The sequence below is a fragment of the Weissella sagaensis genome (assembly GCF_005405285.1).
Lineage (GTDB): Bacteria > Bacillota > Bacilli > Lactobacillales > Lactobacillaceae > Weissella > Weissella sagaensis.
Window position 1 is genome coordinate 40,076 of record NZ_BJDT01000003.1, and the last position, 21,543, is coordinate 61,618.

Sequence of the window (21,543 nt, forward strand, 5' to 3'; positions counted from 1 at the left end):
AGCGTACACAATTCATAATAAAAAGGCAGCTGAAACATCATTTACCGCCTCAGCTGCTCTTTTTATTTTTAAGGGGGGATAAGTTTAATGATTACTCGTCATGAAGATAATAAATATGAACTAGCGTCTAGGTATCAGCCTACTGGTGATCAGCCCAAGGCAATTACAAAATTAATTAACGGTTTAAGTAATGGCGTAAAAGAACAAATTTTGCTTGGTGCTACCGGGACAGGAAAAACGTTTACTATTTCCAATGTTATCGCTCAAGCAAATAAACCTGTTTTAGTTTTATCACATAATAAAACCTTAGCAGGTCAATTATATGGTGAGTTCAAAGAATTTTTTCCAAACAATGCAGTTGAATATTTTGTTTCATATTATGACTATTATCAGCCTGAAGCTTATGTACCTTCATCTGATACATATATTGAAAAGGATTCTTCTATTAATGATGAAATTGATAAGTTACGTAATTCAGCAACAGCATCTTTATTGGCTCGTAATGATACTATTGTTGTTGCATCAGTATCATCTATTTTTGGATTAGGTAGTCCAGAACAATATCATGACCACGTAATCAATGTAAGAGTGGGTGATATACTAGAACGAAATGATTTAATGCATCGATTAATTGATATTCAATTTCAGCGTAATGATATTGATTTTCAACGTGGTCGTTTTCGGGCACGTGGTGATGTGTTAGAAATATTCCCAGCTTCCTCTGACGCGAAAGCTTTACGCATTGAATTCTTTGGTGATGAAGTTGATCGTATTAGAGAAATTGATTCATTAACTGGTGAAGTGACAGCAGAATTAGATTTGGCGACAATTTTCCCGGCAACACATTTTATGACCAACGAAGATATCCGCGCACGTGCTCTAAAAACAATTCAAGCCGAACTTGATGATCAATTAAAGCATCTTGAAGGCGAAGGTAAATTACTTGAGGCACAACGTCTAAAACAACGTACTGAGTACGATATTGAAATGATTCGTGAGATGGGATTTACGACTGGTATTGAAAATTATTCACGTCATATGGATGGGCGCGCACCTGGCGAGCCACCGTTCACATTACTAGACTTTTTCCCTGATGATTTTATTATTATTGTAGATGAATCACATGTCACAATGCCTCAAGTACGTGGCATGTACAAGGGGGACCGTGCGCGCAAAGAAACTTTGATTAATTATGGATTCCGTCTACCATCAGCGTTAGATAATCGACCTTTGCGTTTAGAAGAATTTGAAAAACATGTCAATCAAATTATTTATATGTCTGCCACCCCGGGTGATTATGAGAATGAACGTGTTGCAGAAGATAATGTGGCACAACAAATCATTCGACCAACTGGCTTGTTAGATCCTGATATTGAGGTACGACCAGTAATGGGCCAAATTGATGATTTAATTGGTGAAATCAATCAACGTGTTGAACAACAAGAACGAGTTTTCATAACGACATTAACTAAAAAAATGGCTGAAGATTTGACAGATTATTTAGAAGATGTAGGTATTAAAGTTAAATACCTACATTCAGATATCAAAACACTAGAACGAACAGAAATCATTCGTGATTTACGAATTGGTAAATTTGATGTACTAATTGGTATTAATTTGTTACGTGAAGGAATTGACGTACCTGAGGTATCATTAATCGCAATTCTTGATGCTGATAAGGAAGGCTTTTTACGTAATACACGTTCATTAATTCAAACAATTGGTCGTGCAGCTCGAAACGAACATGGGCATGTCATTATGTATGCAGATAATGTCACGGCATCTATGCAAGCAGCGATGGACGAAACAGCTCGTCGTCGCCGTATTCAAATGCAATATAATAAAGATCACAATATTGTGCCACATACTATAAAGAAAGATATTCGTGATTTAATTGCAATTAGTCATGGTATAGAAAATAAAGATGACGAACAGGGAAGCTTTACTGAAGTTGCCTTTAAAGATATGGCTCGAGATGACCAAGAAGCAATGCTTGCTAATTTAGAGGACCAAATGCGTGCTGCTGCTAAACGTCTTGATTTTGAAGATGCTGCTAATTTACGCGACACCGTTATGGAATTAAAATTGCAAATAGGTAAATAAAAAAGAAGTATTGTCATTTGTAAATGCGCCATGCCTATCAAATAATAGTTGATAAGCATGGCGTCTTTTTACTAATGACAATACTTCTAGTTGATGTGTTACTTTTTCTTTTTTGGAAAATTTTCTAATGTTTTTTGAATATGTTCTTGTGCATCACTGATTCTATCTAAATGTGGTTTGTTTTTAAAATTTAATTTATTAACTTGAATTTGTAAGTCATCGACAAGTTTATTGATATTAACCATCGAATCTTGAATATCTGAAATTGATTTTTTGAGATTATCAACAGCCTCTTTTTCAGATTGAATGGCATCTTTCACACTATGAAAACGATTCTTTGCTCTTTCAAACATAATTAATCCTTTTTAAATTGATCAGCAATTTTTTGCGCACGGGCTTGATAAATTTGTTCTGTCATATCATCTGTATGGTCTAATACGGGAATATCAAAGCCATCATCTTCATAACGGGGTAACAAATGGAAATGCGAATGAAATACTGATTGACCAGCGTACTCACCATTATTATTAATAATATTTAATCCTACGATGCGCTCATCACTAGCTTTAATAGCTTGTGCAATTTTTGGTAAAACACCCAAAACTTGTGCTGCTAATTCATCATCATATTCGAAAATATCAGCAACATGTTTTTTAGGAACAACTAGTGTATGTCCAGGTGTTGCTTGAGTTAAATCTAGGAATGCTAGTACATTATCATCTTCATATACTTTGTATGAGGGTATGCTACCATCAATAATTTTATCAAATATATCTGACATATTTATATTCCTCCTCTAATTAACTTCATTATACATTTAATTAGAGTTTCTGTCTGGTATAAATATGTGGTTATTTTTTGTTAAAATAGAGTAAACGATAAGAAATACAGGTAATTATTATGAGTTTAAAAATTAAAAATTTATCAGGTGGATATGGTCAATTAACCGTCTTAAAAGATGTTAGTTTTACAGTACCAGATGGTACGCTAACTGCCTTAGTTGGGCTTAATGGATCTGGAAAATCAACAACCATTAACCATATTATCGGGTTATTAAATCCTAAACAAGGGGACATTACGTTAAACGACTACTTATTGACGCAAAAACCAATCACCTACAAGGCACAAATTGCGTACATTCCCGAACAACCCGTTGTTTATGAAGAGTTAACGCTTAAAGAACATTTATCATTAACAATGGCTGCTTATCATCTTGATGAAAAAGTTGCTTGGCAACGCGCTGATAAACTGCTTAAAATGTTTCGCTTAGAGGATAAACTAAACTGGTTTCCAACACATTTTTCAAAAGGTATGCGCCAAAAAGTAATGATTGTGATGGCTTTTATTACTGACGCAAAACTATTTATTATTGATGAACCTTTTTTGGGACTTGATGTCATCGCTGTCAATGATTTACTTGCTCTAATTGATGAACGCAAACAACAGGGGGTAACATTCTTACTTACTACGCATGTTTTACATACAATTGAAAAACATGCCGATCAATTTGTTTATTTAAAAGACGGTCAGGTAGCTGCACAAGGGGCAATGACAGATTTTGCAACTCTTGTACCAGAACTAACTGTAGATGAGGGCTAGGCATTATGAAACTAACCCACTTATTTAAATACCGTTACAATAACCGTTGGCAAGCATATTTTAAATATCTCCGCTATGTCTTTAACGATCATGCAGTATTAGCATTATTTTTCTTGCTTGGTGCAGCTGGTCTAGCTTATCAATCATTATGGCAAACAACTGTCATTAATTTATGGACACAAACAATATTAATCATTGTTATTTTATTAACCCTGACAATTTTTAAAGAACCTGCTAATTTCACAAAACCCGCTGATGCAACAACCCTTTTAGGTGATGAAAAGGCATTAAGACATATGCTCAAGCAAGCCACTTATTATAGTATGATTATTAATGGTGTTGTAGAGGGGGGGCTTATTTTAATCCTTTGGCCTATGATTTTTAGATTGTTTACACATTCAATTTTAATAATGACTTGTTTGACATTTTTATTAATTCTATTAAAAATGCTGTTAACATATCGGATTGCTCGACGGAACATGCAATTTGAAAATCAAAGTAATACTAAATTGATTAATTGGCGCCGGTTGATTACTGCTGAAGAAGCCCACCAATTTATTGTGTTATCATTTTATAATTTATTTATTGATGTACCTGGTATTACACCAAGGGTTAAACGTCAAAAATGGGCTGACATACTGATTAAGTATTGGCCAGAAAACAAGAACCTACAATTAACAAAGCTTTTTGTCACAGCATTTATACGACGAACACAATACATTAAGTTATGGTTACGTCTAACATTAATTGGCGTTGGTGTTGCTTGGTTTACAACTGGATGGCTACAAACTATTTTGTTAATGATTTTATTGTATTTACTAGTCCTTCAATTAATACCATTATATGATGTTCATCAGCACATAGTCTTTAATTTTTTATATCCAATTACACAGAAACAACGACTAAGAGCATTCCAGCTTGCTATCTTGCCTTGGATTGTGACAACACTAATTATCTGGTTAATGGTTGTATTTATAACGACGTTTAATCTTAATTTGTTAATACAAAATATTTTAAGCCTTGTCCTATTAGGGTGCATTTTGGTATTCTGGTATACGGAACAAAAAACTACTAGAAACACACAAAGGAGACACACTCGTGCGTTTACGAAATAAAAAATGGGCTCAGCCTTGGTTAGAGAACCATACTGATCTTGTTATTGATCAAGAACATGCTGTTGCCCTTAAAGGTAATTGGCAAAACATCTTTGCAAAAAAGCAACCTTTACAAATTGAAATTGGCACTGGAAAAGGTCAATTTATTATTGGCATGGCTAAAAAGTATCCTGAAATTAATTTTATCGGTATGGAAATTCAAGAAGCTGCTATCGCTGTTGCAGCTCGAAAAGCTGATGAAGATGAAGCATCATTACCAAACTTAAAATTCATTTATGGTGATGGTGCTGGTGTGGATACTTATTTTGCAAAGGGGGAAGTAAGTAAACTATTCCTTAATTTTTCTGATCCATGGCCTAAAAATCGTCATGAAACTCGTCGGTTAACTTATAAAAGTTTCCTAAAAAGCTATCAAGCTGTCTTACCAGCAGGTGGTGAAATCGAATTTAAAACGGATAACCGTGGCCTTTTTGAATATTCACTATATTCATTTGCAAATTATGGCATCAAATTTGATCCAACTGGTATTTCATTGAATCTACATGAAGATACCGATAAAATGGTCAACAATGTCGAAACTGAATATGAAGAAAAATTCTCATCTAGAGGTTTCCCCATTTATAAATTTATTGGGTCATTTAATTAACTAATCACCGTAAAATAAAAAACACCAGCTTAATACTGGGCATTGAGGTGTTCCCCGAAAGTTAAATTTTTACTTTCGGGGAACACCTCACATCAAGCCCTAATATTAAGCTGGTGTTTTTTATAACATCATTATTATTCAGGTAGGGTTACTGGCACTTCAGTAACAACGCGAATCGTAACGGTTGTTTTCGTTTTTGACCATTGCGCTTCAGTACCACATTCGCTTAACTGTTGTATTTGTTGTGCTAAAAATCCTGTTTCCAATGAGAAACTTGCATCTAAATTATTTTCTAAACGTTCTTTGATAACAGGTCCATCTAATATCCAAGTTTGTTCAATTGATTTTTGATCGGTTTTAGTTAAATTGCCGAAACCAGCTGAGATAAAGAAACGTTGTATGTCATCAATACTAGTTAGTTTAAATTTCATTGCCAATGATTTACCAGCCCAATAAATAATTTCAGATTCATCATTTTGTAATAATTCAGGTAACAAATAATCACGCAATAAGATCAAAGAAAAGTTATCAAACTCTTGGTTTTGTATGGATTCTGTCATGATTTACTCCTTTTTACATTCACAGATAATTATAGTGTATTCATAGGTTATTTGCCAATAGTTTACATGAGTGTTACAATAAAAATCTTGAAAGGATGGCACGTTACATGGTTTTACCGTATAATCCCTTAAATAATAGTACACTTGGTTTAGTTACTGGTGATTTGATGGCACAACAAGTTGATGGTCATGACACATCTTGGAGTGGCGACTCTGCGCTAACATTAGCAACAATTAGTAGCTTGTCACATGGTTACAGTTTAACCGATTTGATGGATCGATATTTAAACTGGTATCAATCTGGTGAATATAATAATCAAAATAAACGACCAAAAAAAGTTGGTGAAACAACGTTTTTTGCCTTAAATAAATATGCACATACCAAAGATCCGTTTAATTCAGGTGGTCGTGACATATCTGACAATGGTAATGGCGCTTTAATGCATATTACACCCGTAATTTTATATCTTCGCGCCAAGTATGGTGAAGATTTTATTTTACATGATCCGGCTATGTTAGTTTTGCATCAAGTTACTGGGTTGACTCATAATCATCCCCAATCATTGATTGCTAGTGGCATTTATGCCTTAATCATTAATAACTTATTACAAAATATTCCACCTGTAGAAGCAGTTGATTTAGCCGTCAGCAGCTCTTATGAGTATTATGCGCAACACAAAATTTTTGTAGATCACTTATCCGCATTTCAAGGTTTAAATAAACCTGATTTAAAAAGTGTGGCTGAAAATTCATTACGAACATCAGGCTACGTAGTAGATACGTTAGAAGCCGCAATTTGGGTTATCCTGAATAGTAACAGTTTTAAAGAGGCATTAGACCTGGCTAAATCATTACCAGGTGAGCCTCAATGTGTTATGCCATTAGTTGGCGCATTAGCAGGCGTTTTATATCATCAAGAACTTATTGAAGGTATTGATGATCCTATATTTGAACCCGTTCTGAAAGTACTTAAAATAGCTGAGCAAAGTCATAATTTTAATTAAGTATTAAAGTAAAGTTGGCTTATAACCATCTTTTTTTAAATTTATATTGTTAGGAAAGAAGGTATCAACAATCTAATGGACGCATTAGTTAGTAGTATTACCGGCGTTTTAATGATCTTAGGTTTGGTTGCCCTAGGATTTTTTTTGGTCAAAGGAGGAATATTTAACGATGATGATGGGCGCATCAGCAATTTTTTATCTGGTTTCATTACCAAAGTTGCAATGCCAGCGTACTTAATCGTACATATTCCACAAGACTTTACACCTAAAACATTAATAGCGATGGGCGGAAATCTATTTTTTCCCATTGCTAGTATGCTGTTATTACTAGTCTTATCATTTTTTATCGTCAAGTTAATCCATGTAGATCCTAAACATAGGGGGCTTTTTCAGTCATTATTGTTTAATTCCAATACAATTACAGTTGGACTACCAGTCAATATGGCCTTATTTGGTACAAAAAGTCTGCCATACATTTTAATTTATTATATGGCGAATACCACTATTTTTTGGACTATTGGTGTTTATATGATTTCTATCGATGGTAATCACAGCAAACACTTCAATTGGCGTGAAACTTTATCAGGTATCTTTAATCCACCAATGGTTGCGCTAGTCATTTCATTGGCATTTGTATTCTTAAACATTAAATTACCAGCTTTTTTAGTGACAGATTTAACTGAATTAGGTAATACTAATGTGCCATTAGCGCTTATCTTTATTGGTTTTGCGATTGCCAAAACACCACGTAAAGACTTGTTACCTAACCTAGAAACAATAACCTTATCTTTAAGTCGATTTGTTTTAGCTCCCATAACAATGGCATTGATTATGCTGCCTTTTGATTTACCTGTCTTGCTAAAACAAGTATTCATCGTACAAGCAGCCATGCCTGCGATGACCAATGCTGCTATTATGGCATTACATTATAATGCTGACTATAAGTTTGCCTCTATTACCATTACTCAGACAACTTTATTAATGTTAATCGTTATTCCAATAATTATGTTCATTATTACGTAATTTATAAGTACAGACTGTGGTTGTTCTCTCATGAACAACCACTTTTTTTATACAAAATAACATTCAATATACAATTTATATGTATATTTTCTCTTTTTTAATCTTTTTTATTGTCATATATTGCATATTTTTACATTTATTGTTAGTATGATGATAACATTATCAAATATTTTTTTGGGGACTATTATGATGAATACAATACAAACACAGCTTTACTATGCAGACTGGTTAAAAGACTTAAAAAATTTACTAGCAATTCCCTCCGTTCGTGATGATGCGTTAGCCACTATAGATGCACCTTATGGTCCAGGACCAAAAGCTGCATTAGATTTCATGATGGCTATTGCTGAGCGTGATGGCTTTGAAAATATTGGCACTGTGGGGAACAGAGCTGGTTTTATCTATGTTGGACCAGAAAATGATACACAACCTATTGGTGTCATCGTCCATGTTGATGTGGTTCCCGTTAATGATCTTGATCAATGGCAAACAGATCCATTTACGCCAACAGTTAAAACAGATAATCACTTATATGCACGCGGTGCTGATGATATGAAGTCAACTGTTATGTTAACTTATTATGCAATTAAGGCCATTCAAGATGCAAAAATACCATTGAAACATCAAATCCGTTTTATCATTGGTACCGATGAAGAAAGTGAATGGGCTGATATGCACCAATATTTTGCAGAAGAGGGTCCTTTGCATTACGGATTTTCTCCTGATGGTTCAGCCAATTTATCATATGGGGAAAAGGGGATTAGTCAATTAGATTTATACTTTGATTCTTCAAATAATGCTGATAATCCGGTACAACTTTTGAATTTTCATAGCGGTACTGCAACCAATGTGCTTCCTGGGTTTGCAACTGCAACGGTAGCTGGTATTGAGGTTGATACATTACAACCACTGTATAATCATTATCTTAAAACGGTAAACTTATCTGGAAATATTAGTGCTGTAGATGATTTTGTGAAACTTAACTTACAAGGTGTTGCAACCCATGCTGCTCGACCTGAAACTGGTAAAAATGCTGCAACCTACTTAGCTCATTTTTTAAATAACTTTGATTTTAGTAGCAATGCAACTAAATTTTTACAATTTATTGGTCAGACTCTACATGAAGATCCATTTGGTGAGAAGTCAGGATATGGTAAAGCAGAACCGAAATTAGGTAAAACTAGTCAAAATATTGGTATTACGGATTTTGTTGCGACTAAAACAGGGCACATCAACCTAAACTTCCGTTATTCATTAGCCTTTAATGAACCCAAAACTGTTAAACAAATATTACAAGATGAACCATGGTTATCTAAAATCACGCGTGATCCAGCAGGTTTAACACCACATTATGTTAGTCAGGATAATAAATTGGTTACTTTATTAGCGCAAGCATATCAATCAATTACAGGTGAGTTACCAAAACAAGGAATTAATGGTGGCGCTTCATTTGGTCGTTTAATGCCTAACGGTGTCGGCTTTGGTATTATTCCAACATCTGAACCTTCTCTAGCTCATCAAGCTAATGAATCATTTAACTTAGACAACTATGATACAGGTATGCATCTTTTAATTGCAGAAATCTTAGCACTAGCCGATAACTTATAATTAATATTGACCCGCATTAAAACCCATGTCATAATTAAATAACAATTAAATAATTTACTAGGGGAGCATTCTGCTGAGACGATTTATTATCGGACCCTTTGAACCTGTTTAGTTAGTGCTAACGAAGGAAAGTAATGGTAAAATGCGATTTAGAACACAGAGACCAGATATTTCCTGGTAGCTGTGTTTTTTTATTGTCATATTTGGGAGGAAATCATGTTAGAAGTACCACAAGTTATTACAATTGCATCAACTGATTCAAGTGGCGGTGCCGGCATTAATGCTGATTTAAAAACTTTTCACAATCAACAAGTTTATGCCGCAACGATTGTCGTAGGTTTAACTGCTCAAAACACATATGGTGTCCAAAACCAGTATGCAATTCCAACAGATTTTATTAGTGAACAGTTTAAAAGTATTGCTGATGATTTAAACATCAAAGCTGCCAAAACAGGTGCATTATTAGATGCAAATCGTGTTCATATCGTTGCGAAAGAGTGGCGACATTATGAGCTAGGAAAACTAGTGATTGATCCTGTTATGGTAGCTAAAGGTGGGGCGCAATTATTAAGCGATGAGGCAATTTCGACGATGATTAACGAATTAATTCCCCAAGCATATTTAATCACACCTAATTTACCTGAAGCCCAAGTTCTTGTTAATCAAACTATCATAACAGATGATGATGTTAAGCAAGCTGCCAAAAAAATTCAAAAAATGGGCGCTAAAAACGTCTTAATTAAAGGCGGTCATCGCAGTAATTCTGAAAACAACTATGCAGATTATATTTTATATGAAGATGGTTCTTTTGAATGGCTCGTCATGCCTGGTGTTAATACAAACCGTACACATGGTACAGGTGATACCTTATCAGCCTTTATTACGGCCAATTTAGCCAAAGGATATGACCTTAAAATAATTATGCCAAAAGCTAAAAAGTTTACTTATGAAGCCATTCGACAAACAATTAATGTTGGTCATGGACACGGACCATTAAATCATTGGGTTAAAACAACCATGGAGAGTGAATAATGAAATTTCACAATTATTTATTAAAACAAGCTGAACCAATATTAAATGACATTTATCAATCATCATTTGTAAAGGGCATTGGTTTTAATAATTTATCACAGCAACAACGCGATTATTATGTTGCACAAGATAGTTATTATACAGATGAATTTAGTCATTTATTTGATTTGACGATTACTAAATTAACAACAGAGCAACAAAGTACACAACCACAAACTTTAGACGAAACAGTAGCGCATGATGCTCTATTAGCTAGTCCAAATATGCTTAATATCCCACCAGATGATCATAATTTAGCTTATTTAGACCATATGAAAACAGAAATTATGTCTGGTGACGCAACTAATGCAATGTTGGCTCTATTACCATGTACTGAATCATATCATCTCATTGGTAAGCGTTATTTAAATACGACCGCTCATAACACTTATTCACCTTGGTTAGAGTACTACACGAGCTCAGCATACCAAGATTTTACACAGTGGAGTTGGCAAGTTATTGATGCTCAGATACCTGATTGGCAAAAATTACCAGTAAATGACCAAAAACGTTATTTAAATACTTATTTAACTTCGTATCAGTTTGAATTATCATTTTGGGAACATGCTGCCCAACAATAAACTATGCAATGAATGCTATAATAAAAATATGTTGATTACAGAAAAGGAGAAAATTTAAATGAATACATTAATTTCAGTCGCAATCGCACCATTTGGTGTTGGTGATGAACTAAGTAGTTATGTTGATGAAATCATTGGTGTCATTGAAACCTCTGGTCTAACATACAAAACAACAGCTATGGGCACGGAAATGGAAGGTGAATGGACTGATGTGATGAATACAGTTCAAAAAGCAATTGAAACATTAACTGATAAGGGTATTCGTGCTTATGTTTCTTTAAACGCTGATATTCGTCCAGGACATACAAATACTATTGAAACCAAATTGCAAAAGATTAATCATAAATTAGAAGGTTAAAAATAGCGCTACTAATCTGCCAAATTAGTAGCGCTATTTTTATAGTAAAAGCATTTTTTTCTTTTAATTATATATACATCATGTATATTATTTTACAATAATATTAAAATTCCGCTTTTTTATGCTTTTTTTATAGACAAATCCTAAATTTGGCACTATATTAGTAAAGGTAAACGCTTACACACAAGCGTTCGCAATTATTTTAAGGGTTTAGGAGATTTTTTTATTATGCAAACTACAATGTCGTCATCAAAGGGGCAGCCAAAAGTTGTTAATCGTTGGCTAGTCATCTTTGGTACTATTCTTGTGCAATTGGGTGTGGGAACTTTTTATGCATGGAGCATTTTTAATACCCCAATATTACAAATGTTTGATCAATTAGTTATTGACGTTAAAACAGGTAATCCTGCTGCCGTTCAACCTCATCTGGGTTCAATTTCACTTATTTTTTCAATTGGGGCATTATCATTATCATTATCAACTATTTTTGTGGGTACGCTAGTTAAAAAATTTGGTGTTCGTAAGGTGACGATTACGGCAGGAATTATATTTGGATTAGCAACAATTATTGCATCAAGAGTTAATTCGGCAGATCAACTATGGCTATACTACGCTTCTGTTGGCGTTATGCTAGGGGCAGCTGATGGAATTGCTTATATGGCAACTCTTTCAAATGCTATTAAGTGGTTCCCTGAAAAAACAGGATTAATTTCAGGTATTTCTGTTGCTTTCTATGGTTTGGGTTCATTTATTTTTAAATACATTGATTCAGCTATTTTAGGCGATAACATTGTCCATAACTTACCATATGCTTTAATTGGTTGGGGTGTGTTATCAATGCTACTAATTGTTGGTGGTGCAATGCTTATTCATGATGCACCTGAAATCAAGACGACAAATGCCACAGACGATCCAACTCATCACGAATTTACAACTCGTGAGATGCTTCGCACACCGCAAGCTTATCTATTATTCATTACCTTGTTAACAATTTCTTTGTCAGTTTACCTAACTGGAATTGCAGCTAATTTGGGAACCAACTTAGCTGGATTAGACATTGCACAAGCTACGAATATTGTTGCTTTAGTTGCAATTGCTAATACTGTTGGTCGTTTCGTAATTGGATCATTATCTGATAAATTTGGTCGTAAGCCAATGTTTATTCTTTCATACGCTGTTACATTTATTGCAGTTGCAACATTAGCATTTAGTAGTCATTTGAGCGTTCCAGTATTCTATACAGCCATGATGGCAGTTGGTTTCTTCTTCGGTGGAACAATTACAGTTTATCCTACAATGGCCGGTGATTACTTTGGGCTAAAGAATCATAGTCAAAATTATTCTTTGATTTATCAAGGATTTGGTTTTGGAAGTTTAGCTGGTGCTGTTATTCTTTCATTAGCTGGCGGAAATCTATCTGTTGTCTTTAATGTTTATCTTGTGATGTTGGTTATTTCATTACTAATTTGGTTATTCATTAAAAAGCCAGTTTATCGTGGTTAATTAATTTATATAATATAAAACTTCTACGTCAAATAGCGTGAAAAATCGCAAAATTGTCCAGAAGAAATAAAGCTTATGAATTTAACAATTTTGTTAGATTCATAAGCTTTTTTAGTTAGTAAATCCATAAAATTAGCATTTAATAATCCTATTCGTTGCTTGCCATCTTCTGACCATATTTTATTAGGCGGCCTATCTCCAAGTAGTAATCTAATAATGCGTAACGGCTTTGTAATTAACGTTGTGTAATTTACCTAAGTGTAGGGGGGTATCATATATCTATAGTTGCCATATTAAAACTATCCTCATTGCTACGACCATTTGAAGCAAAAGTTTACCGTTATACACAATTATAAAAAGCTATTTTTATGAAAAAAAGGTAGCTTTTTATATGTTATTTCTTGTATAATATCATTTGTGATAAGCTTTGATTCAAAATAATTATTTTAGATGATATTTCAATAGGAGATTTTTTATGTCAACACAAACAAAAAAAGGACATTTGTTCCAGTTAACAACCTTTGATATTAAAGTTATTGGTTTAATTTTAATGGTCATTGACCATTTTCATCAAACTTTTGCGCCACTAGGTGCACCTAATTGGTTAGATTGGTTTGGTCGTCCTGTCGCAACATTATTCTTTTTCACAACCGTTCTTGGCTATTCATACACGCATAGTAAAAAGGGGTATATGCTTCGCCTATATATTAGCATGGTTGTAATGGCAATTTTAATGAATCTAACACAACATATTATTGGTTTTGAACAAGTACAACTAATTAATAATATTTTCCGTGATTTATTTATTGGAACGATTTTTATGGCTGGTATTGATCAATTCGAAAAAGTAAAACAAGGACAGGCAGCTAAACATATTGCACTTGGTATTGCACTATTCTTAATACCATTTTTGTTATCAGTCATTATGTTACCTCTCATGTCATCAGCCGGTTCAACTGGTCAAATGTTACTTATGCAAGTCTTGCTTGCATTAAACCCAGCCATTCTACTAGCAGAAAACAGTATTATGGTACTCCTAATTCCTGTACTGTACATTTTTCGTAATGTTCGTTGGGCACAATTATTAAGCATTGCTGTTGTGGCGCTTATTTACGGTTTGCTAGGATTGTCACAATGGATAATGATTTTTGCTATTATCCCGATTGCATTATACAGTGGGGCAAAGGGACGCGGTATGAAGTACTTCTTCTATATTTTCTATCCAGCCCATATCATTATTCTATACGCACTTGCCGCATGGCTTTATTAATTAATTGCAAAAAAGTAAGCAATACACGACATTTTGTCATGTATTGCTTACTTTTATTTATATATAACTATTTTGTATAACGGTAAACTTTTGCTTCAAATGGTCGTAGTACTGAACCTTGATCGTCCTTATAATTACTGATCAATACTTCTGCATTTTCAGGAACTTCATACTCACGTGTTTGTTCGTTCTCAGTAAAGTTATTAATAACTAATAACTCTTCATTATCACCGACACGCTTATAAGCGTAGACTTCAGCATCTTCTGGATCTAATAATTGGTAGTGACCTGTTGTGATAATTGGTAAGTCATGACGCAATTGAATCAACTTTTGATAGTAATAGAATACTGAATCCTCATCAGACAATGCAGCTTCTACGTTAATTTCATCGAAATTATTATTCATCTTTAGCCAAGGCGTACCATCGGTAAAGCCAGCATTCTTACCATCAGTCCATTGCATTGGGGTACGTGCGTTATCACGACCTTTATAATGAACATACTGTAGCAAAGTATCATCGTCAATCAAGTGTTCTTTATTAACCAGATATTCACGAGCATTTAAGATTTCAATGTCATTAAAGTCATCCCAGCCTAAGTTATAAGCATTTGTCATCCCAATTTCTTCACCTTGATAAATATAAGGAGTTCCTTGCATAAAGTGTAGGAGGGTAGCTGCCATTTTAGCTGATACAACACGGAATTCAGGCTTATCACTTCCATAACGGCTAACCGCACGTGGTTGATCATGATTATTCCAGTATAGTGAATTCCATGCTTTGCCATCCAATTCATATTGCCATTTGCTTAAGTTTTCCTTTAGCTTAGGTAATGAAACACGTTCATCATACCACTTACCTAAGGCATCATTTGGATTACCATCTAATTCAACGTGCTCGAATTGGAATACCATGTTTAGTTCTGAACCATCATTAGTAGCATATTGCTTGGCATTCTCAATATCAACACCAGATGCTTCACCAACCGTCATCATATCAGCGTTATTCAATACCTTATCACGCATTTCTTGCAAGTATTGGTGAACGCGAGGACCGTTAGCAACAGCATGATTTGAGTTACCATATACATCACCTTCAGGCACTTTTCCATCAGGGTAACCATCAGGCTTTGAAATCAAAGAGATAACATCCATACGGAAACCGTCAATTCCCTTATCAACCCACCAATTCATCATATCCCAAATAGTATCACGCAACTTTGGGTTTTCCCAATTCAAATCAGGTTGTCCCTCAGCAAAGAGGTGAAGGTAGTATTGCCCGGTTTCTTCATCAAACTTCCATGCAGAACCTGAGAAGAATGATCCCCAGTTATTTGGTTCATGACCATCAACAGGGTCACGCCAAATATAGAAATCACGTTTATCATTATCTTTGCTTGAACGACTCTCAATAAACCATTGATGTTGGTCAGAAGAGTGGTTAACAACCAAATCCATTACAATTTTCAAGCCACGATCATGTGCTGCTGCCAGCAAGCGATCAAATTCTGCCATGTCACCGAACTCAGGGTTAATACTTTGGTAATCAGAAATATCATAACCATTATCCTTGTTTGGTGATTCATAAACAGGGTTTAGCCAGATAACATCAGCACCTAACTTCTTAACATAGTCTAGATGTTGTTCAACACCCTTCAAATCACCAATACCATCATTATTAGTATCTTGGAATGAACGAGGGTAGATTTGATAAACAACGGCCTTTTGCCACCACTTAATATTTTCTTCTGTCATTATGACCTCCTATAAAATCATTGTATTAATAAACTATTTTTACACTATATAATATAACACTGCTTAAACATCATCACGAACTAACCAAATTGCCAAACCCCCAATAAAGAAGGCAATTGCGGCGATAATAAACATCTTAGCCATTGAACCACCAAGTGCTGGCAAAATCAAGAAACTAACTGAAGATGCCACAATTTGAGGAATACAAATAAAGCAGTTAAACAACCCTAGAACAATACCATCATGTTTACCATCTAATGCATTTGTCAAAATTGTAAATGGAATTGTAATTAAAGCAATCCAAGCAATTCCAAACAATGCGAAGGCAATGATAGAAGATAGCTTAGTTGTTCCAAATGCTATCATCAAAAATCCGATACCACCTAAAATCAAACTAACTGTATATGCAGGACGCCGTGTTTTCTTAGTAAGACGTGCAAAGAATAGACCAACAATAATAGCAACAACTGAATAAACTGCTTGTACAATTCCAAACCAGTTACCAGCTTCTTGGTAACCTGCTGAAGCAGGATCAGTTACGTGCCAAATATTTTCAGCTAAAGCACCCGTTGAATATGTCCACATATAAGGAATAGCAAACCAAACAAAGAATTCAACAATACCTAGTAACCAAAATACCTTTGGTGCACTACGCAAAACATTCATAATTGATGCTTTTTCATTTTGTTCTTCTTCAGAAATGTTGTGGTACTTAGCCATTTCTTCAGGGGTGTACTCTTTAACATTCTTAATTGTAAAGATAGCTGATAATGCCAAGATAATTGCTGAAGCATAGAATGAAATTTTAACAGACATTGGTACTTCACCACGTGGCGCAGTATTAGCAATACCTGAAACAGTTAAGATAAATGGGAATACAAAGGCAACCAAACTACCTAAACTACCCCAAACATTTTGCATCGACCATAACGAATTTGATTGCTTCTCATTAGCCATATCAGGAATAATCATCTTAAATGGTTGTTGAGAAACGTTTGATGCCAAATCCATAAACAACACTGTAACAGCACCAAACCAAAGTGCTGCAGCTGATCCAAATCCAAATCCAAATGAACCAGCATTAGGCAATAGTAACATCACAATAAATGATACTAATGTACCACCAATTAGATAAGGCATACGACGACCAAATTTTGGCAACCAAGTCTTATCAGAAAAGTACCCAACTAACGGTTGCATAATCATTCCTGCCAAAGGTGGTAGGATGAAAAAGAACCCTAAATTATTTGGATCTGCACCAATTGTTTGAAAAATACGACCCATACTTCCAGTCTGCATTGAAAAGGCAATCTGAGTTCCAAAGTATCCAAATGTCATCATAAACATTTGTAATTTTGATAGGTCAGGTAACCGATGTTTAACAGTCTGTGACACAGTGTCTTGTGCCACATTTACATCTTTAGTTTGATTATCCATTCGAAAATCCCCTCATATTATAAAAATCCATCAAATCTCCAAACGTTTTATGCAAACGTTTACGCAATTTATTGTAAGCGTTTGCATAAAAAATGTCAACTAGTGATTTAAAATAAAAAATAGCAGCACTTAAACGACTTTTGCTATCAAGTCAGTGTATAATAATACCAATAGCATAGTTAATATAGGAGTTATATATGGTAGTTACATTAAAAGACGTCGCCCAGGCGGCAAATTTATCAGTTGCATCTGTATCAAGAATTCTCACTAATCGTGGGCGTTACAGTGAAACTACTGCAAAGCGAGTTCGGGAAATTGCCCGAGAAATGGGATATTTTAAAAATCAAAGTGCAGCTGACTTGGCTAGTAAAAAAAGTCGAGCTGTTGGCGTTGTTGTACCATTAATTCATACAAATTTCGCAGATGAAATTATTAAAGGATTATATGAAGCAACTGTTGCATCCGGATATGAATTATTAATAACATATCTGGATGATAACGAAGCGCATCAAACGCAAGTTTTTAACACATTATTAACTCGGCAAGTGGGGGCTGTATTCTTATTATCACTAGATATTCCGGCATGGATGATGGCGCAATTAACGACACAAAGTATTCCAATCATTTCATTGACCACAATATTAAATGAACATATTTCTGCAGTTACTTCAAATGAATTTATTGTGATGGATACACTAGTAGATCATTTAGTTTCAAAGGGGCACACTAATATTGCACTAATTGGGGATACAAAATTAACAACAAATATTTCAAGTGTTCGTCGACGCAATTTTATTGAATCTATGAAACAACACCAATTAACAACTGAAAATGCTTTTTTCTATGGTAATGACCACAGTTATGAAACGGGGTATCAAAGTGTGACAGAGGGGTATGATATTAATGCATTACCATTTACTGCAGCAATAGCAACGGCCGATCTTGTTGGTGTCGGCATTGTAAATGCAATGAATGATGCAAATAAAAGTATTCCAAATAGTTTATCAGTTGTGACAATTGATGGTCTCCAACTAACTGAAATGAGTCGACCACAACTAACGACCATTCAACAAAATTTTGCGGAAATTGGTCGCATTGCTATGAATCTTTTTATTGAAAATAGTATCGACCAGCAGCAACAAATTATTTATGTTCCTACTAAATTAATTGAACGTGATAGTGTCTTAGACATTAAGTAATAAACAAAAGGGGGCGTTAATGTTTTCAATACTACTACCAATTATCTATATCGCCTTTATCAGTCTTGGATTACCTGATTCACTGATTGGATCAGCTTGGCCAGCGATGCATGAAACTTTAAATGTGCCAGTTTCATACGCCGGTATTATTACAATGACAATTTCAGTGGGGACTGTCATATCTAGTTTGGCTGCTGGTTTTTTAAGTAAAAAGTTTCGTGCGAGTACCATTACAGCTGCCAGCATTCTTTTAACAGCCATTGCATTACTGGGGTTCTCTATATTTAATTCATTTACAATCATCTGGTTATTAGCATTACCTTATGGTTTAGGTGCTGGTGCAATTGATGCAACTTTGAATAATTATGTTGCCATCCATTATGCATCTAAGCATATGAGTTGGTTGCACGCTTTTTGGGGAATCGGAGCTTCATTAAGTCCATACATCATGGGATTTGCACTTACTAATCAACATAATTGGCAACTGGGATACAAAATAATTGGCATTATTCAACTTATCATTACACTTATTATTGTGATTAGTTTTCCGCAATGGCGTAAAGTAGAACATACGCAATCAGAAACCACCTTAACGGACAATTTAAAAGAGCCCATGACAATCACAACAAAAAAACCTATTCGTACAATTAAAGGTATCATACCAGCATTATTAACATTTATTGCATATGCTGCAGTCGAACAAACTAGTGGACTATGGGCTAGTACCTTTTTTGTATCATCACGACATATTAGCATCGATATCGCAGCAATGTTTGCATCTTTATTTTATATAGGTATTACCGTCGGTCGTTTAATATCAGGCTTTGTTGCCGATTATTTTACGGATAGACAACTTATTCATATTGGTATGTTTAGTGCTTTACTGGGTACAATATTATTGTTTATACCTTATCAGATTACAGCATTATTTGGATTATTGGTAATCGGCCTAGGCTGTGCACCAGTTTTCCCATCGTTAATCCATGCGACACCAACAACATTTGGTAAGAAAAACTCCCAATCGATTATGGGATTCCAAATGGCTAGTAGCTACTTAGGTACAACGTTTTTGCCACCATTATTTGGCATTATCAGTAGTCAGTTATCTACGAGTTATTTTCCGTTATATATTTTCATATTTGTGATCATTATGATTATTACCAGCTATAAAATTCCATTTAGTCAATTTTCAAATAAATAGGATATAAAAGTAAAAAATGATTATACTAGACTACGTATAATCATTTTTTATTGATAATTAATAATAAAAGAAAAGTTTTTTATTAAAAATATACTAGTTTTTAAATTGCTATAAACCGCAATAAATCGGGATACATAAAAGGGGTTATTGGTTAAAATCAATAACAAAATATTCGTCTATAAAAACACGTTTATTCTAGTTTACATAATATATATTATCAAAAGTTAATACCTCATAGTTTTGACGTTTTTTTGTCACTTACAAAGTGTGTTTTGTCAGTATTTAGCCATTTTTTTAACAATTTAATGACATTTTACACTTCATTAGACTGAATTTATACTTTTTACGATAATTTTGTAACTATTTTAGTTCTAATGTAATTAAACTCGTAAAAATCAAACTTTTATTTTAAGCACACAAAAATCAACCTCATCATGCTATTTTTTACACATAGCTATCAGGCCGCTTATAAACAATATTTTTTAATAATTCTATGATACTGATACTTTATACCGTCGTTGTTCTAATTCTTAAACGTCTTGTGGCACGTTTAAATAGATAATTTGGTGACCGTTGACTTTTAACGGCATGTGTCAATGGTTTACTGTTAATCTCATCGATCACTTGATTAACTTGTTGTTGTGTGATCTTACTAAACACTGTCTCCTTAGGAAAATACCACCTGGCGCGTAAGTTACGATTAGTGCGTTCATTGGTAGCACGTTCATAGGGTGCATAAGTATTGGCAACATATAAATCACCTAAGTAACACAAAATAAACTTCACCACACGACTATTCACAAATTCATGACCATTATCACATGTGATTGATTTCACATGCCGCCCATACTGCCGTTCAAATTGACTAAGCACTCTAACGATTTCCAAAGCGCTTTTGGATTTCGCTTTAATGGCCACTTGATAACGTGCTTTACGTTCAACAAAAGTAATTAATAAGGATCCCTGATGATTTTTACTCTCAACACCATCCATTTCCCAATGCCCAAAAGCGCGACGTTTATTAATTGACGTTGGTCGTTCATTGATACTTCGTCGTTGTCCAATATAATGACTTGTTTCTTCTGGTGTTACAAGCGGTCGAAAAGAACGATACTGCCGATGATATTGTTTTGCTATTACATGTTATATAGTTGTCCGATAGATATAGACTTAACTGAACTTTCTCATTACCCTTCTATTGAAATTAAGCCAGCTCTATTGAAATTAAGCCAGCGGATTTTATGTAGTAATATACTGCTAAGTATTTGGGGATTTTCCACAGCTATGCTATAATTTAGTCGTAAACAAAAAGCCCCGTGCTACCAACACGAGGCCCAGGTTGTCTTGACGATGGCTTGAATTTAAATAGTTAAAAACCGCCTTGCTCGTCAAAGTTTTAGCGGTTTTTTGTTTGCCCTACTTCTTGTGATGATTGTCGATATACGTCAACAACATCAACAAGAAGTTTCCAAATAGTATCATCAATGATACTGCTTGGAAAACAGACATGTT

At 34.5% G+C, this 21,543-nt stretch carries 20 protein-coding genes, 1 pseudogene and 1 riboswitch; of the genes and pseudogenes, 14 read left to right on the forward strand and 7 right to left on the reverse strand.

What is annotated here, in order from left to right:
- Positions 1 to 87: 87 nt before the first annotated feature.
- A complete protein-coding gene (gene uvrB, locus FFM55_RS03935; protein WP_137600525.1) occupies positions 88 to 2,103 on the forward strand; it encodes an excinuclease ABC subunit UvrB in 2,016 nt (671 codons plus the stop codon).
- A gap of 98 nt (positions 2,104 to 2,201) precedes the next feature.
- Here the strand turns inward: uvrB and FFM55_RS03940 are convergent, their stop codons facing one another.
- Both FFM55_RS03940 and FFM55_RS03945 read right to left on the reverse strand, forming a co-directional pair.
- Positions 2,202 to 2,456: a hypothetical protein gene (locus FFM55_RS03940; RefSeq protein WP_052348449.1), complete on the reverse strand. Its 255-nt coding sequence runs from the start codon at positions 2,454 to 2,456 to the stop codon at positions 2,202 to 2,204.
- A gap of 2 nt (positions 2,457 to 2,458) precedes the next feature.
- The gene (locus FFM55_RS03945; protein WP_042494049.1) at positions 2,459 to 2,884 is read right to left on the reverse strand and encodes an HIT family protein; all 426 of its coding nucleotides are present in this window, start codon (positions 2,882 to 2,884) and stop codon (positions 2,459 to 2,461) included.
- A gap of 119 nt (positions 2,885 to 3,003) precedes the next feature.
- On the opposite strand from FFM55_RS03945, the gene FFM55_RS03950 reads away from it, so the two are divergent.
- Genes FFM55_RS03950 through trmB form a run of 3 tightly spaced genes read left to right on the forward strand, consistent with a single transcriptional unit; the run spans position 3,004 to position 5,463 of the window.
- On the forward strand, positions 3,004 to 3,702 hold the full coding sequence (locus FFM55_RS03950; RefSeq protein WP_042494047.1) for an ABC transporter ATP-binding protein: 699 nt from the start codon (positions 3,004 to 3,006) through the stop codon (positions 3,700 to 3,702).
- Positions 3,703 to 3,707: 5 nt separating this feature from the next.
- Positions 3,708 to 4,817, forward strand: coding sequence for an ABC transporter permease (locus FFM55_RS03955; protein ID WP_042494043.1), 1,110 nt, complete (start codon positions 3,708 to 3,710; stop codon positions 4,815 to 4,817).
- Positions 4,801 to 5,463, forward strand: a complete 663-nt coding sequence (gene trmB, locus FFM55_RS03960; protein WP_042494040.1) for a tRNA (guanosine(46)-N7)-methyltransferase TrmB — start codon at positions 4,801 to 4,803, stop codon at positions 5,461 to 5,463. Before FFM55_RS03955 ends, trmB begins: the two co-directional genes overlap by 17 nt.
- 134 nt (positions 5,464 to 5,597) lie before the next feature.
- Here trmB and FFM55_RS03965 read toward each other — a convergent pair whose 3' ends face one another.
- Positions 5,598 to 6,023, reverse strand: a complete 426-nt coding sequence (locus FFM55_RS03965; protein ID WP_052348448.1) for a DUF2507 domain-containing protein — start codon at positions 6,021 to 6,023, stop codon at positions 5,598 to 5,600.
- Positions 6,024 to 6,130: 107 nt separating this feature from the next.
- On the opposite strand from FFM55_RS03965, the gene FFM55_RS03970 reads away from it, so the two are divergent.
- The 8 genes from FFM55_RS03970 (at position 6,131) to FFM55_RS04005 (ending at position 14,441) form a co-directional block, all read left to right on the forward strand.
- Positions 6,131 to 7,027: an ADP-ribosylglycohydrolase family protein gene (locus tag FFM55_RS03970; RefSeq protein WP_042494039.1), complete on the forward strand. Its 897-nt coding sequence runs from the start codon at positions 6,131 to 6,133 to the stop codon at positions 7,025 to 7,027.
- 75 nt (positions 7,028 to 7,102) lie between these two features.
- Positions 7,103 to 8,050 (forward strand): AEC family transporter, encoded by a 948-nt coding sequence (locus FFM55_RS03975; RefSeq protein ID WP_042494036.1) that lies wholly within the window; start codon positions 7,103 to 7,105, stop codon positions 8,048 to 8,050.
- A gap of 186 nt (positions 8,051 to 8,236) precedes the next feature.
- A complete protein-coding gene (locus FFM55_RS03980; RefSeq protein WP_042494032.1) occupies positions 8,237 to 9,658 on the forward strand; it encodes a Sapep family Mn(2+)-dependent dipeptidase in 1,422 nt (473 codons plus the stop codon).
- 49 nt (positions 9,659 to 9,707) lie between these two features.
- Positions 9,708 to 9,805: riboswitch (TPP riboswitch) on the forward strand.
- Between the two features lie 69 nt (positions 9,806 to 9,874).
- The gene (gene thiD, locus FFM55_RS03985) at positions 9,875 to 10,690 is read left to right on the forward strand and encodes a bifunctional hydroxymethylpyrimidine kinase/phosphomethylpyrimidine kinase (RefSeq protein ID WP_042494029.1); all 816 of its coding nucleotides are present in this window, start codon (positions 9,875 to 9,877) and stop codon (positions 10,688 to 10,690) included.
- Complete coding sequence (locus FFM55_RS03990) at positions 10,690 to 11,310, forward strand: TenA family protein (RefSeq protein WP_052348446.1); 621 nt, start codon at positions 10,690 to 10,692, stop codon at positions 11,308 to 11,310. The genes thiD and FFM55_RS03990 overlap by 1 nt, the downstream gene beginning before the upstream one ends.
- A gap of 58 nt (positions 11,311 to 11,368) precedes the next feature.
- Complete coding sequence (locus tag FFM55_RS03995; protein WP_137600527.1) at positions 11,369 to 11,668, forward strand: MTH1187 family thiamine-binding protein; 300 nt, start codon at positions 11,369 to 11,371, stop codon at positions 11,666 to 11,668.
- Positions 11,669 to 11,896: 228 nt separating this feature from the next.
- The gene (locus tag FFM55_RS04000; protein ID WP_042494024.1) at positions 11,897 to 13,171 is read left to right on the forward strand and encodes an OFA family MFS transporter; all 1,275 of its coding nucleotides are present in this window, start codon (positions 11,897 to 11,899) and stop codon (positions 13,169 to 13,171) included.
- A 475-nt stretch (positions 13,172 to 13,646) separates the two neighbouring features.
- On the forward strand, positions 13,647 to 14,441 hold the full coding sequence (locus FFM55_RS04005; RefSeq protein ID WP_042494022.1) for a TraX family protein: 795 nt from the start codon (positions 13,647 to 13,649) through the stop codon (positions 14,439 to 14,441).
- A 67-nt stretch (positions 14,442 to 14,508) separates the two neighbouring features.
- Here FFM55_RS04005 and FFM55_RS04010 read toward each other — a convergent pair whose 3' ends face one another.
- Together FFM55_RS04010 and FFM55_RS04015 are read right to left on the reverse strand one after the other, a co-directional pair.
- Positions 14,509 to 16,194, reverse strand: coding sequence for a glycoside hydrolase family 13 protein (locus tag FFM55_RS04010; RefSeq protein WP_042494020.1), 1,686 nt, complete (start codon positions 16,192 to 16,194; stop codon positions 14,509 to 14,511).
- Between the two features lie 63 nt (positions 16,195 to 16,257).
- On the reverse strand, positions 16,258 to 17,631 hold the full coding sequence (locus tag FFM55_RS04015; protein ID WP_042494019.1) for an SLC45 family MFS transporter: 1,374 nt from the start codon (positions 17,629 to 17,631) through the stop codon (positions 16,258 to 16,260).
- Between the two features lie 197 nt (positions 17,632 to 17,828).
- On the opposite strand from FFM55_RS04015, the gene FFM55_RS04020 reads away from it, so the two are divergent.
- Positions 17,829 to 18,830: a LacI family DNA-binding transcriptional regulator gene (locus tag FFM55_RS04020; RefSeq protein WP_137600528.1), complete on the forward strand. Its 1,002-nt coding sequence runs from the start codon at positions 17,829 to 17,831 to the stop codon at positions 18,828 to 18,830.
- Positions 18,831 to 18,849: 19 nt separating this feature from the next.
- Entirely contained in the window at positions 18,850 to 20,031 is a 1,182-nt protein-coding gene (locus tag FFM55_RS04025) for an MFS transporter (protein WP_137600529.1), read from the forward strand.
- A gap of 507 nt (positions 20,032 to 20,538) precedes the next feature.
- Here FFM55_RS04025 and FFM55_RS04030 read toward each other — a convergent pair.
- Together FFM55_RS04030 and FFM55_RS09915 are read right to left on the reverse strand one after the other, a co-directional pair.
- Positions 20,539 to 21,168 (reverse strand): annotated as a pseudogene (locus tag FFM55_RS04030) (IS30 family transposase); the annotation flags it as partial.
- 279 nt (positions 21,169 to 21,447) lie between these two features.
- A complete protein-coding gene (locus FFM55_RS09915; protein WP_228179811.1) occupies positions 21,448 to 21,540 on the reverse strand; it encodes a putative holin-like toxin in 93 nt (30 codons plus the stop codon).
- Positions 21,541 to 21,543 lie beyond the last annotated feature (3 nt).

Bases quoted from the DNA above. Each gene is read 5' to 3' on its own strand.
- uvrB (WP_137600525.1), top strand. From the start codon at position 88: ATGATTACTCGTCATGAAGATAATAAATATGAACTAGCGTCTAGGTAT.
- FFM55_RS03940 (WP_052348449.1), bottom strand. From the start codon at position 2,456: ATGTTTGAAAGAGCAAAGAATCGTTTTCATAGTGTGAAAGATGCCATT.
- FFM55_RS03945 (WP_042494049.1), bottom strand. From the start codon at position 2,884: ATGTCAGATATATTTGATAAAATTATTGATGGTAGCATACCCTCATAC.
- FFM55_RS03950 (WP_042494047.1), top strand. From the start codon at position 3,004: ATGAGTTTAAAAATTAAAAATTTATCAGGTGGATATGGTCAATTAACC.
- FFM55_RS03955 (WP_042494043.1), top strand. From the start codon at position 3,708: ATGAAACTAACCCACTTATTTAAATACCGTTACAATAACCGTTGGCAA.
- FFM55_RS03965 (WP_052348448.1), bottom strand. From the start codon at position 6,023: ATGACAGAATCCATACAAAACCAAGAGTTTGATAACTTTTCTTTGATC.
- FFM55_RS03970 (WP_042494039.1), top strand. From the start codon at position 6,131: ATGGTTTTACCGTATAATCCCTTAAATAATAGTACACTTGGTTTAGTT.
- FFM55_RS03975 (WP_042494036.1), top strand. From the start codon at position 7,103: ATGGACGCATTAGTTAGTAGTATTACCGGCGTTTTAATGATCTTAGGT.
- FFM55_RS03980 (WP_042494032.1), top strand. From the start codon at position 8,237: ATGATGAATACAATACAAACACAGCTTTACTATGCAGACTGGTTAAAA.
- thiD (WP_042494029.1), top strand. From the start codon at position 9,875: ATGTTAGAAGTACCACAAGTTATTACAATTGCATCAACTGATTCAAGT.
- FFM55_RS03990 (WP_052348446.1), top strand. From the start codon at position 10,690: ATGAAATTTCACAATTATTTATTAAAACAAGCTGAACCAATATTAAAT.
- FFM55_RS03995 (WP_137600527.1), top strand. From the start codon at position 11,369: ATGAATACATTAATTTCAGTCGCAATCGCACCATTTGGTGTTGGTGAT.
- FFM55_RS04000 (WP_042494024.1), top strand. From the start codon at position 11,897: ATGCAAACTACAATGTCGTCATCAAAGGGGCAGCCAAAAGTTGTTAAT.
- FFM55_RS04005 (WP_042494022.1), top strand. From the start codon at position 13,647: ATGTCAACACAAACAAAAAAAGGACATTTGTTCCAGTTAACAACCTTT.
- FFM55_RS04010 (WP_042494020.1), bottom strand. From the start codon at position 16,194: ATGACAGAAGAAAATATTAAGTGGTGGCAAAAGGCCGTTGTTTATCAA.
- FFM55_RS04015 (WP_042494019.1), bottom strand. From the start codon at position 17,631: ATGGATAATCAAACTAAAGATGTAAATGTGGCACAAGACACTGTGTCA.
- FFM55_RS04020 (WP_137600528.1), top strand. From the start codon at position 17,829: ATGGTAGTTACATTAAAAGACGTCGCCCAGGCGGCAAATTTATCAGTT.
- FFM55_RS04025 (WP_137600529.1), top strand. From the start codon at position 18,850: ATGTTTTCAATACTACTACCAATTATCTATATCGCCTTTATCAGTCTT.
- FFM55_RS09915 (WP_228179811.1), bottom strand. From the start codon at position 21,540: ATGTCTGTTTTCCAAGCAGTATCATTGATGATACTATTTGGAAACTTC.